We start from the raw sequence: 11,769 nt of genomic DNA, 5'->3' as shown, positions 1-11,769 counted from the left end.
TGCCCGCCGGGGTTAACCCCTCCAGCCCCTGAACAACCCTGCGCGACCTCCCTGTAGCGTCAAACAACGCCGATTGCAGTACGGCTTACTATTTAAAGCCGCGAGGCCGCTACGGCATAGTTTGCAAGGCGGGTTCAAATTGCATACCTTTGCCCCAAGAGTATCGGCCCGAGAGCGCACATGTTTAGTCTTCTGTTACGCATCACAGGCCTGGCGGTTCTGCTAAGCCTCGCCACCGGCACTCAGGCCCAAAGCATGCAGGCCGAAGGACGCGCCATGATAATGGGCTCCGACATCGCCTCGGCGCGGCGCGCCGCCATCCAGGATGCGACCGAACAGGCCGCACTCCAGGCCGCCGCCTATATCAGCGTCAACCAGCAGATCAACGACGGCATACTGGAAGTCGACAACCTGCACATGGCCTCCCTTGGCAAGGTACGCAACGTGCAGTTGCTGGACGAAAGACGCCAGGACAACTGGCTTCTGGTGCGCATCAGCGCAGATGTCGATATCGCTCAGGGCTGCAGCAACGGCAGCAGCCACCAGTACCGCAACCGCCTGGCCGTGACCGCATTTGTACTGCAGCGCCCACAGGATGCGAACCTCGGCCAGCTCGGCAATATCGAACAGGCACTGGCGCTTGAACTGACAGAGAAACTGAACCTGAACCCGCGCCTTGAGGCGCTCAATGCGGGCAATACCCGCCTGATCGACAACCCCCTCAGCGCCCCCACCCGCCAGCTCGACAACGGCCGCCTGCTGACCCTGCTGCCACAAAGCGCACAGTTCGGCCCACAGTACCTGGTCTCGGGCGTGGTACGCGATCTGTCCATGCAGACCCCGGCGGTGCACAGCGAGCAGAATATCCTGAAACACTGGTTCAACCGCGCCCAGCCACAGGATGACCGCTACCTGCGCAGTTTTGCCATCGACCTGTTTGTACATGATGCCCTGTCCGGCGCCCTGCTGTTCAGCCACCAGTACCAGACCCAGGGACTGTGGAACCTGCCGATGGAGCAAAACACCGGCTTTGCCAGCGCGGCCTTCTGGCAACAGGATTACGGGAGCAAAACCCGGCTACTGCTAGAGCAGGTCGGCCGGGAGTTGGGCGAAGAACTGGCCTGCCTGCCCTTTCGCGCCCCCATATCCCGCATCGAAAACAACCGTATCTGGTTTGACGCCGGCACCAATGCCGGCATCAGCACTGGCGACAGACTCAGCCTGCTGCGCCTTGACCGGCTGCGTGACAACAGCCTTGATAACAGCCGCCAGACGTTCATCGTCGACGATGTACAGCCACTCTCCGCCAGTGGCACCCTTGGCAACAGCAGCGAAGTTTTCAACATCCAGCGCGGCGACCTTGTCGGCAGCCAGTAGGGCTTTGCCCAAGTGTTCAGGTCGCTGAATAACGACAATAGGCCCGGCCCGGTTTTTTCCCTATACTAGGCGGCTGTTTGACAATACTTAACCTACTGCGAACCATCTGAGCTTGGCTGGTTTTCGCGCTGTTTAGCGTTAAATAGAACCACTATTCACAAGCTACATCCCTGTAGCTTGCCCGGTGGGCAGCTAACGCTGTGTAAATCGGCTATCCTGCCGATTTATCGCCTTAAAACATCGCAAAAACCAACTCAAATCAGCCGGTTCTCGCTACGGCTAGCATCCTCAGACAGCCCCCTAGGCCGCTTTACCCACCCCGGATCAGGATTGTAATCAAGATGCAACAGACTGAAATGTTCGCCTTGCTGGAACGCAAAATCGAAGAAATGCTGGAAGAAGTTGAGCTTCTGCGTATGGAAGTCACCGAACTGCGTGATGCCAAGGATGCGCTGGAAGCCGATAAATCCGAATCGACCCGCCGCCTGCAATCCCTGCTGGCCCGTTTCGAATCCACTCAGGCCGCGCAGTCAGCCGCCTGAGACGCACGCGCACGACGGCAGATCCCGCATCTGCCGGACACAAGCCCTGCTCCTGCGCGTCCATGCGCCCACAGGATAAGTACATCCCTGTACAAAAAAGGGCCCGATCAACAGACCGGGCCCTTTTTTATTCACCGTTCAGACTAACGGTGGACACTGATCAGCTATCAGCTATCAGCCCGCGGCGCCGCGAATATAGACTTCCACGCGACGGTTCTGTGCACGCCCTGCAGCCGAGCCGTTGTCTGCCACCGGGTAGCGCGGACCATAGCCCTGGGTCGTCAAGCGCAACTGGGACACGCCACGACCAACCAGATAGCTGGCGACACTGGCGGCGCGCTGTTCAGACAGGCTCTGGTTGAACTCGAAGGAACCTGTGCTATCGGTATAACCGTTCACACCCACGGCACTGTCCTTGTACTTGTTCAGCACCAGCGCCACATCGTCCAGCACGGCATAGAAGCCCGTATCCAGCTGGGCACTGCCGGTCTGGAAGGTAATATTGCCCGGCATGATCAGGCGGATGTCATCACCCACACGCTCAACACCGACACCAGTACCATCCAGCTGCTGACGCAGCTCCATTTCCTGCTTGTCCATGTAGGCACCAACACCACCGCCCACAGCACCGCCAACCAGAGCACCGATCAGGGCACCCTTGCCGCGATCCTTGCCGCTGGATACGGCGGCGCCCAGCAGGGCGCCACTCACGGCGCCAATGCCCGCGCCCTTAGTGGCGTTCGCGGTTTTTTCTTCCCGGGAATAAGGGTCAAGAGTCGTGCAGCCCGCCAGCACGCCCACCAACATCGTCGCTGTAATTACTTTTTTCATCATTGAGAGTCCAACTCCAGCTGTTACGCCCGATTTGCGGGCGGCTCAGGATCCATTCTAAACGTGCTGCATTAACAGCTACTGAAGCCCCTGGCAGCGCATTTTCGCCGCATGCCAGCAGGCCCCGCCATAACCCCTTTAGCATAGGTTCTTTGTACCGGCTGGCAACCATGCACCGCTATTTATTGACCTCCTGAGCGGCGCTACGGGGGGATTAGCGCTAGTCAGTCCGGCGAACAACCGATAAAATGTCACCGCTTGACCCTGTCCTCTTTAAAACCCAGCGCCCGTTCTAACCGAGGAGTCCCCTTTGTCTCAGCTGCCTGTCATTGTCGGTTTTGGTGGTATCAATCCGGCCGGTCGAGCCTCATCGCATCACGCCTATCGCCGCGTGATTCTTGACAAGCTTGATGCTGACAGCCGCCAGCAAACGCTGCTCAGCCTGGCGACGCTGATGAACCTGGCCAGCTACAAGGACGATCAGTACCTCAACGCCAGCGGCGAAGCCCTCCCGCTGGAGGATTTGCTGATGCAGGTAGGACAACAGGTCATTGACAACACCCTGATTCGGCGCATTCACCCCGACTGGTTTGATGTCGATGCCGTGATGTTCAATCGCCCGGCCGATATTCAGGGCACCGATGGTCAGCTGCGCTTCCAGCTGCGCAGCCGCCACATGCCCCAGCAAGTGCCGGACAATTGGGAAGTGCGCCCCCTGGGGCCAGGCCAGATGGAAGTGACCATCAGCGGGCGCTGCGAAGTCATATTCCCCGACAGCAAGACCGCCCAGGTTCAATCCGCCGGCATGCTGCCGACCGGCTTCGCGCCGGGTACTCTTTACCAGTCGCGCAACCATCCGCGCAACCTGCAGATGACCGTCTTTGCCGCCTCCGATGCCCTGCAGTCCAGCGGTGTGCCCTTTGAGCGTATCGCCGCCAGAGTCAGGCCCGACCAGATCGGCGTCTATGCCAGCAACTCCATCGGTCAGCTGGACGACTTCGGCTTCGGCGGCCTGACCAAATTCCCGGCACTGGGCAGGCGCACCACCTCCAAGCAGATGCCACTGGGATATGCCCAGATGCCAGCTGACTTCGTCAACGCCTACGTACTGGGCAATGTCGGCGTCACCGGCGGTGCTCTGGGCGCCTGTGCCACCTTCCTCTACAACCTGCGCAATGCCGTCAACGACATTCGCAGCGGCGCCCGCAAGGTTGTTCTGGTGGGCGGCAGCGATGCCCCCGTAACGCCGGAAATCATCGAAGGCTTTCGCGCCATGGGCGCCCTGGCCGAAGACAAGGACCTGCTGGCGCTGGACGGCCTGAGCACACTGAGTGACGACGACTACCGCCGCGCCTGCCGCCCCTTCGCCAACAACTGCGGTTTCACCATTGGCGAATCAAGCCAGTTCGTGCTGCTGATGAGCGACGACCTGGCGCTGGAAATGGGCTGCCAGATCTTCGGTTCAGTGCCCGATGTATTCGTTAACGCCGACGGTCACAAGAAATCGATTTCCGCCCCCGGTATCGGCAACTACCTGTGCATGGGCAAAGCAGCCGGCATGGTGCGCACCCTGCTCGGCGACGAAGCCCTGCGTCAGCGCAGCTTTGTACAGGCCCACGGCACCAGCACGCCGCAAAATCGCGTGACCGAGTCCCATGTACTGAATGAAATTGCCCGCGCCTTCGGCATCGAATCCTGGCCTGTGGCGGCGATCAAGTCCTACCTGGGCCACTCCCAGGGCACCGCCGGTGGCGATCAGCTGAGCATGTCGCTGGGCACCTGGCAGTACGGTTTTATTCCCGGCATTCACACCACACCGCAGATTGCCGACGACGTTAACAGCAGCAACCTGCTGTTCCCGCACCAGCATCTGGAGGTTGGCCCCCAGGGCATGGACGCCGTTCTGCTCAACGCCAAGGGTTTTGGCGGCAACAACGCCAGCGCGCCTGTGCTCTCACCCACTGTTACCGAACAGTTGCTGGAACGCCGCCACGGCGCCAAGGCCATGACCCACTGGCGCCAGCAGCGCGAAGCCGCCATTGCCGCCTCCGCCGCCTATGAGGATGCCGCCAGCAAAGGCCTGAGCCGACCGATCTATCGTTACGACAACGGCGTACTGGAAGGCAGCGACCTGCAGATCAGCGACCGCGAAGTGCGCCTGCCCGGCTACGAACAGGCCGTCAGCCTGGTCGAAGACAACCCCTTCAAGGACATGTGCTGAGGCGTTGCGCCACGGCACAGATATCACAGACAGGAAACTCCATGCGCCTCGTAACTCTCTTCGCCCTTGCCCTGACACTGAGCGGCTGCCTCGCCCTTGAAACCAAACAGGAAGATTTTTACACCCTGGACACGCGCTACCTGCAGCTGTGCCGCGGCACTTCGAACACCTGCCTCGAACTGGCGTTGGTCGCACCCGGCATCGCCCTGGCCGATCCCATCGAAGAAGCCTACGGCCAGCAGCTAACGTCACCCAACTACCCCCTCAGCCTGGCAAAAATGATGCTGGAGCCCGCCGATGGCAGCTACAGCGCCAAGCCTGCGGATGAGAGTGGCCGCTACTATGTACTGCCGATCAATGACAAAACCACCGTAGCCTGGAATACGCTGAACAACATCTTCGACTGGATTTACCCGGACGACAACAACTAAGAGCCACCCCTGCCGACTCTCCGGCCTCAGCCACCGGCCAACCCCAGTACCGCACAGGCATTGTGCGTCGTCTGGCGGGCAATCTGCCTCACAGGCTCTGCCCGCAGCTGCGCCAAAACACCCAGCACATCCGCCACGCGTTCTGGCCGGTTAGGTTCCTCACGCCAGCCAGACAGCGGCATATCCGGGGCGTCAGTTTCCAGCACCATGGATTCGAGCGGCAGGGTCGCCGCCAGATGACGCAGCTTGGTGGCACGCCCGTAACTAAGCACACCTCCAAACCCCAGCTTGAAACCCAGATCAATATAGATGCGCGCCTGCTGCTCGCTGCCGGAAAAGGCATGAACTATGCCGCCGCGCGGCAACTTCAATCGCCGCAGGGTTTTCAGCATCGGGTCATGGGCCTTGCGCACATGCAGCAGTACCGGCAAGTCAAACTGCCTGGCCAGCAGCAGCTGCTGCTCGAGCAATTGCTGCTGAGCCTGCGCATCGCTATCAGGGATAAAGAAGTCGAGCCCAATTTCGCCGACGGCCAGAGCCTCACCTTCAGCGAGGCGCTGCTGCAGCAGGTCGAGGTGTTCAGGCCTATGTTCGGCCATAAAACAGGGGTGCATCCCCAGAGCCGGGTATAGCAGAGGATAGTGTTCGCAAGCCTGCGCGTGGAGCTGGCACAGCTGCAGCAGGCGCGGCCAGTATTGCGCCGTCACGCCCGGCAGCAAAATCTGACGAATACCGGCGCTGCGGGCATTGCGCAGCGCCTGATCACGCCAGCCACCGAAAGCGTCAAAATCCAGATGGCAGTGACTGTCAAACAGATCCAGGTCGGATTGCATGATCACCTCCCCTCTGTATCAGTGACGAGCCCTGCTTCCTATGCACAAAAGTACAAAGCCAGCACCGCCACAGGGCAGGTATCGGCATCTGCGCATCAGTGCTCGCGAGTGGCCCTAAATGCGATATCCGGCCAGCGCTCCTGGGTCAGGCTCAGGTTGACCCGTGTCGGCGCCAGGTAGGTCAGCAGACCACCGCCATCAATCGCCAGATTTTCGTACCCCTTGCGGCGGAACTCCTCCAGCATCTTGTTATCACTGCATTCGACCCAGCGCGCCGTCTGCACAGTGACGGCCTCATAGACGCAGTCAACCTTGTACTCATCCAGCAGGCGGTAGACTACGACCTCAAACTGCAGCTGACCGACCGCACCCAGCACCAGGTCGTTGTTCTTCAATGGCTGAAACAGCTGCACCGCGCCCTCTTCCGACAGCTGCTGCAGACCTTTTTGCAGCTGCTTCATTTTCATCGGGTCCTTGGGCCGCACGCGGCGAAACATTTCTGGTGCGAAGTGCGGAATACCGGTGAATTTCAGATCCTCACCGGCGGTGAAGGTATCGCCGATCTGAATAGTGCCGTGGTTATGCAGGCCAATGATATCGCCCGACCAGGCCTCTTCAACGTTCTCGCGATCACCGGCCAGAAAGGTCACCGCATCGGCGATCTTCACATCCTTGCCAATACGGGTGTGGCGCATTTTCATGCCCCGCTCGTACTTGCCCGAGCACACGCGCATGAAGGCAATGCGGTCGCGGTGCTTGGGGTCCATGTTGGCCTGTATCTTGAAAACGAAGCCACTGAAGTTCGCCTCATCGGCTTCCACCGGACGAGTCTGCGTCTGGCGCGCAGCAGGTGCCGGCGCCCATTCGACAAAGTCATGCAGCATTTCCCGCACACCGAAGTTGCTCAGCGCGGTGCCAAAATACACCGGCGTCAGCTTGCCCGCCATAAACGCTTCCCGATCCCACAGATGGGTTGCGCCGCGCACCAGCTCCATTTCCTCGACAAAGTCGTCGTAAGTATCGTCCAGCAGCTCACGCGCCTCAGGCGAATCAATACCCTTGATACGGATATCATCGGATAGCACTGCATTCTTGCCAGGCTCAAACACGTGAATTTCATCGGTGTAGAGATTATAAACACCCTTGAATTCCTTGCCCTGGCCAATCGGCCAGGTGATAGGCGCCGCCTGAATGCGCAGCACTTCCTCAATTTCATCCAGCAGTTCGATGGGGTCGCGAATGTCTCGGTCAAGTTTGTTGACGAAGGAGAAAATCGGCGTATCGCGCAGGCGGCAGACCTCCATCAACTTGATGGTGCGATCCTCGACACCCTTGGCACCATCCACCACCATCAGCGCCGAATCCACCGCCGTCAGGGTACGGTAGGTATCTTCCGAGAAATCCTCGTGCCCCGGGGTATCCAGCAGATTGACGGTGCGGCCATTGTACGGAAACTGCATCACCGAAGAGGTGATGGAAATACCACGTTCCTGCTCCATGGTCATCCAGTCAGAGGTCGCGTGACGATCGCTTTTCTTGCCCTTGACGGTACCGGCCTTCTGGATCAGCTGACCCAGCAGCAACAGTTTCTCGGTAATGGTGGTTTTGCCCGCATCCGGGTGCGAGATGATGGCAAAGGTGCGTCTGTTCCCGACGGCGCGGGCAAGCTCAGCTGCTGACATAGGTAGATCTTTCACTCTGATTGCCCCACCCCAATGACACACGGAACTACAAGGCCGACAGGAAGGGTGCGGGATACTTAAGGAATAACCCGTCATTTTCTCCGATCTTGGGTGTATACACAATCAGCGGCCTGACATTAAGCCAATTTTTCCTGTACGCCAGCGACAACGCAACCTCGTAACGGCGCGACCAAGGCTGCAGGGAGGCGCAGGCGCAGCAGGCCCCCATAGACACAACCAAACGCCCGAGAGCAGAAGACAGGGAAAAGGAAAAAGGGACAGCAAGAGGCAAGAAAGCAGATGGGAAAATATTAAAAGGGTGCGAGGACGGGATTTATTACAGTGACACACGCAAAAAATATTGATTAACACATCCGTAACATTCAAATGTATTAATCCTGCGACTTAACAAGAACAGCAAAAATTCTTAATCATTGATTTTCAGAAACCCAGGCCCAGTACGCCCCTTGTTACCGCAAAGGCCTTATAGTCGCGAGAGATGACGAAAAACCTTGCTTTGCAGAAGCAAGGGGTCTTAATTCATCTTCATAACGGACAAACAAGCAGGAAACCTGCTTGTCCGCCCGGTTAATAATCAGTGAGTTTCAACACCCAACTGCTGAAGGCTTTCATAGGTCAGGGCACCGACTGCCAGCGCATTGGCGACCTGATATTCTTTCAGCGCATCAATAGTCCTCGTTCCGACAATGCCATCAAGCCGACCAGGGTAATAGCCTCGATCCAGCAGTTTGCGCTGAACAATCTTTATCAGGTCCTTCGTCATATCAGCGTCGCACACTGCCCGACGGGAAACGACCTTAGCCTCACCTTCGTAGCGAGTAACGACCATTGACTTGGTCACCGGCGGAACATCGTTCAGTGTCACCGACTCAGCACTCACCAGATTCTCTACATCCAGGCGCTCTGTCTCCGGCTGCACATCGACACTGACCGCCTGGGCCGGCGCTACCACGACCCAGCGGGTCACTTCCTTGGTCTCGGCCGGCTCAACGATCATCCGTGTCATTTCAGGTTTAATGAGCTCTTTCCTGATGATTTTCCTGGTCTTTTGCGGCACCAGACTGGAGCAGAAAGCCTGCACGCCGGTGCCCTTCGAAAATTGCGTACCCGAGGTTTCACAGGGTTCCATTACGGATCGCGCCTGCTCAACGACCACTTCAACTTCTTTTTGGGCGTAGACTGCGGGCTCGACCTTATAGCGCACAACTTCAGGCCGCACTACAACCTGCTCGATTACCTGCTTGTACTTGGCCGGAATTATTTTATAGGTTACCGCACCCTCACGCGTAACAACGGTCGTAAGCCCACGCTTCAATTCCGCCGGCGTCACCGTTATTTTTGTCGTGGAGTCCTGCATCAGAACATCAATGTTGTCTTTGACAGCCTTGTGTTTGACCTGAGCATAGACCCAGCACTGCCCCGGAGAAATACCGGACAGACCGCCAGCATCCTGATCCAGGTTCGCAATAGATGTATCCACATCGTCTGAATACGCCAGATAACGATCAGTGGGCGTATCAACAGGCGCTACCGACTGATTGAGCGTCGGAGCAGGCACTGTACTGACATTACCCCCTGCCGCGCGCTCCGGCTCTGCACGAACAAGAAAAGGCCCGCATCCAGACAAGGTGAAAGAAAAAATCAGCACCAAACCTTTCTTAATCATTCTGAATACGTCCTGTAATCCATAAAATCCAATCTCAAAAAAACATCCGCAATAGCAGTAGAGGCCACAACTGAACCCGGCAGCCCCTTGCCTGGCTCCCGTATCAGCGAATGCCCGGACGGCGCAGCAAGCTGCGCAACTATATCATCAGAAGACACCATTGTAAGCGCCGAACACGGCCCCTTATCGGCTCGCCCCGAAGCCCTGACGCAGCATGACCAGTATCGCATCAACAATGACCGGCGCCTCCGCCTGCATATCCACCTCGTTGTCGTCAGCGAACCAGTTGGCGATCAGTCCATCGACCATGGAATGCAGCATAAAGGTCGCAAGCTCCACGGGCAGATCCGCCGGCAGCTGCCCCTGGTTCACCGCATTAGTGAGGATACGCGCAGTGCGGGCCCTAAACTGGCCGTGCATCAGCTGCATGTGGGCACCGATTTCGCGCAGCTCACCATCCAGTTCGTTGCGATTGATCATCAGCCGAAAAATATGCTGATGCACCGGGTCGCTGACGACCATTTGCAACAACAGCATTATCAGTTCACGCAGCTTTTCCACAGGCTGTGGTTCCTGCGGGTTTTCGCTGAGTTCAGCCAGCTCATCCAGCGGATTGCGCAACTGCGCCCAGAGCGCCTCAAACAGCTCGACCTTGTTTTTAAAGTGCCAGTAGAAAGCCCCCCGGGTAACACCCGCGGCCGTGGCGATATCCGACAGCGTGGTGCGGGCAATGCCCTTCTCGCAAAACTGCTCCAGCGCAGCCGCCATCAGGCTGTTGCGGGTTTCGAGCGCTTCTTCTTTTGTGCGACGCACCATAACCAATTCCGTCGTCAGTTTATTTACATACATACATGTTTGTATGTATCATACGCCTCTATTAACGGACTGCCAATCTGCTGCCGCCGCAAAAATTTGCAACCGCGCAGCGCAACCAAACAGGGTGCACCATTTTGAACACACCAATCCGTCGTACGCTGACCATCGCCGTGCTGGCCGGCATCCTGCTCACTGGCTGCGATAATTCAGGCCCCGCCAATGCCGGCATGGGCGCCCCCATGGCCATGGAAGTGGACGTGACAACACTGCACAGCCAACCGGTCAGCCTGACCACCGAGCTGTCCGGTCGAACCAGTGCCTACCGCATCGCCGAAGTACGCCCCCAGGTGAGCGGCATCATTCTTGAGCGCCTGTTCACTGAAGGCTCGGACGTCAAGGCAGGCCAGGTGCTGTATCGCATAGATCCGGCCAGCCACAAGGCCGAGGTCGCCATTGCCGAGGCTGCCGTCGCCAGGGCCCGCGCGTCCGAAAGCAGCGCCCGCCTCAAGGCGAAACGCTATGCCGAACTGGTCAAGACCAATGCCATCAGCACCCAGGATCATGACGACGCCCAGGCCAGCCTGAAGCAGCAGCAGGCCGAGATTGCCTCAGCCCAGGCACAGCTGGATGCCGCCCGCATCAATCTGGCGTACACCGAGATCAAGGCTCCCATTGCCGGGCGTATCGGCAAGTCCGCCATTACCGAAGGCTCCCTGGTTACGGCCCAGCAGAGCCTGGCCCTGGCCAGCATTCAGCAGCTCAACCCGCTCTATGTCGATATGCGCCAGTCCACCATCGAGCTGCTGCGCCTCAAGCGCAGTCTGGCCGATGGCAGCCTGGTCACGGTCGCAGGTGACAAGGCTGTCATCACCCTGCTGCTGGAAGATGGCTCGAAACATGATCAGCAGGGCTTGCTGCAGTTCGCCGACGTCAGCGTCGATGAGAGCACCGGCATGGTTAACCTGCGCGCCGAGGTTCCCAACCCGGATCTGTTTCTGCTGCCCGGCATGTTTGTACGCGGTGAACTCACCGAAGGCGAACGCCCCCAGGGTCTGCTGGTGCCTCAGGTGGCCGTTACCCGCACCCCCAACGGCCACGCTACTGTCCTGACGGTGGATGCAGAAAACACTGTAGACCTGCGTGAGATAGGTATCAGTCGTGCCATTGGTGATCAGTGGCTGGTTGAGTCTGGCCTGGAAGATGGCGTTCGCGTCATCACCGCCGGCACCCAGAAAGTGCGCCCCGGCATGACCGTGCGTGTCAGCACCCCGGATACAGCCAAGAACGATAGCCAGCAGAACGGCGCAGCGGCCAACCCAGTCGCCAGCCAGCACTAATCAGGAGCGCGC

At 58.5% G+C, this 11,769-nt stretch carries 10 protein-coding genes; 5 read left to right on the top strand and 5 right to left on the bottom strand.

What is annotated here, in order from left to right:
• Positions 1–180: 180 nt before the first annotated feature.
• Together A8C75_RS02860 and A8C75_RS02855 are read left to right on the top strand one after the other, a co-directional pair.
• Complete coding sequence (locus A8C75_RS02860; RefSeq protein ID WP_067377840.1) at positions 181–1,377, top strand: flagellar assembly protein T N-terminal domain-containing protein; 1,197 nt, start codon at positions 181–183, stop codon at positions 1,375–1,377.
• A gap of 341 nt (positions 1,378–1,718) precedes the next feature.
• Positions 1,719–1,919, top strand: a complete 201-nt coding sequence (locus tag A8C75_RS02855; protein ID WP_067377837.1) for a hypothetical protein — start codon at positions 1,719–1,721, stop codon at positions 1,917–1,919.
• A gap of 174 nt (positions 1,920–2,093) precedes the next feature.
• Here the strand turns inward: A8C75_RS02855 and A8C75_RS02850 are convergent, their stop codons facing one another.
• On the bottom strand, positions 2,094–2,750 hold the full coding sequence (locus A8C75_RS02850) for a YiaD family glycine zipper/OmpA-like lipoprotein (RefSeq protein ID WP_067386930.1): 657 nt from the start codon (positions 2,748–2,750) through the stop codon (positions 2,094–2,096).
• A gap of 310 nt (positions 2,751–3,060) precedes the next feature.
• Between A8C75_RS02850 and A8C75_RS02845 the strand changes: the two genes are divergently transcribed.
• Positions 3,061–4,971, top strand: coding sequence for a beta-ketoacyl synthase (locus A8C75_RS02845; protein WP_067377834.1), 1,911 nt, complete (start codon positions 3,061–3,063; stop codon positions 4,969–4,971).
• A 41-nt stretch (positions 4,972–5,012) separates the two neighbouring features.
• Positions 5,013–5,402 carry a hypothetical protein gene (locus A8C75_RS02840; protein WP_067377832.1) on the top strand — a complete coding sequence of 130 codons (390 nt, stop codon included), beginning with the start codon at positions 5,013–5,015 and terminating at the stop codon, positions 5,400–5,402.
• A 26-nt stretch (positions 5,403–5,428) separates the two neighbouring features.
• Here the strand turns inward: A8C75_RS02840 and A8C75_RS02835 are convergent, their stop codons facing one another.
• From A8C75_RS02835 to A8C75_RS02820, 4 genes are all read right to left on the bottom strand, one after another.
• Positions 5,429–6,235, bottom strand: coding sequence for a TatD family hydrolase (locus A8C75_RS02835; RefSeq protein ID WP_067377829.1), 807 nt, complete (start codon positions 6,233–6,235; stop codon positions 5,429–5,431).
• A gap of 95 nt (positions 6,236–6,330) precedes the next feature.
• Complete coding sequence (locus tag A8C75_RS02830; RefSeq protein ID WP_067377825.1) at positions 6,331–7,917, bottom strand: peptide chain release factor 3; 1,587 nt, start codon at positions 7,915–7,917, stop codon at positions 6,331–6,333.
• 595 nt (positions 7,918–8,512) lie between these two features.
• Positions 8,513–9,604: a peptidoglycan-binding domain-containing protein gene (locus tag A8C75_RS02825; RefSeq protein ID WP_067377822.1), complete on the bottom strand. Its 1,092-nt coding sequence runs from the start codon at positions 9,602–9,604 to the stop codon at positions 8,513–8,515.
• Positions 9,605–9,787: 183 nt separating this feature from the next.
• Positions 9,788–10,420, bottom strand: a complete 633-nt coding sequence (locus tag A8C75_RS02820; protein ID WP_067377819.1) for a TetR family transcriptional regulator — start codon at positions 10,418–10,420, stop codon at positions 9,788–9,790.
• A 134-nt stretch (positions 10,421–10,554) separates the two neighbouring features.
• Between A8C75_RS02820 and A8C75_RS02815 the strand changes: the two genes are divergently transcribed.
• Complete coding sequence (locus A8C75_RS02815; RefSeq protein ID WP_269465728.1) at positions 10,555–11,757, top strand: efflux RND transporter periplasmic adaptor subunit; 1,203 nt, start codon at positions 10,555–10,557, stop codon at positions 11,755–11,757.
• Positions 11,758–11,769 lie beyond the last annotated feature (12 nt).

Source organism: Marinobacterium aestuarii, assembly GCF_001651805.1.
GTDB classification, from domain to species: domain Bacteria; phylum Pseudomonadota; class Gammaproteobacteria; order Pseudomonadales; family Balneatricaceae; genus Marinobacterium_A; species Marinobacterium_A aestuarii.
Note: the sequence above shows the minus strand (reverse complement) of the source record. Positions and strands in the feature narration are given on the sequence as shown.

Bases quoted from the DNA above. Each gene is read 5' to 3' on its own strand.
- A8C75_RS02860 (WP_067377840.1), top strand. From the start codon at position 181: ATGTTTAGTCTTCTGTTACGCATCACAGGCCTGGCGGTTCTGCTAAGC.
- A8C75_RS02855 (WP_067377837.1), top strand. From the start codon at position 1,719: ATGCAACAGACTGAAATGTTCGCCTTGCTGGAACGCAAAATCGAAGAA.
- A8C75_RS02850 (WP_067386930.1), bottom strand. From the start codon at position 2,750: ATGAAAAAAGTAATTACAGCGACGATGTTGGTGGGCGTGCTGGCGGGC.
- A8C75_RS02840 (WP_067377832.1), top strand. From the start codon at position 5,013: ATGCGCCTCGTAACTCTCTTCGCCCTTGCCCTGACACTGAGCGGCTGC.
- A8C75_RS02835 (WP_067377829.1), bottom strand. From the start codon at position 6,235: ATGCAATCCGACCTGGATCTGTTTGACAGTCACTGCCATCTGGATTTT.
- A8C75_RS02830 (WP_067377825.1), bottom strand. From the start codon at position 7,917: ATGTCAGCAGCTGAGCTTGCCCGCGCCGTCGGGAACAGACGCACCTTT.
- A8C75_RS02825 (WP_067377822.1), bottom strand. From the start codon at position 9,604: ATGATTAAGAAAGGTTTGGTGCTGATTTTTTCTTTCACCTTGTCTGGA.
- A8C75_RS02820 (WP_067377819.1), bottom strand. From the start codon at position 10,420: ATGGTGCGTCGCACAAAAGAAGAAGCGCTCGAAACCCGCAACAGCCTG.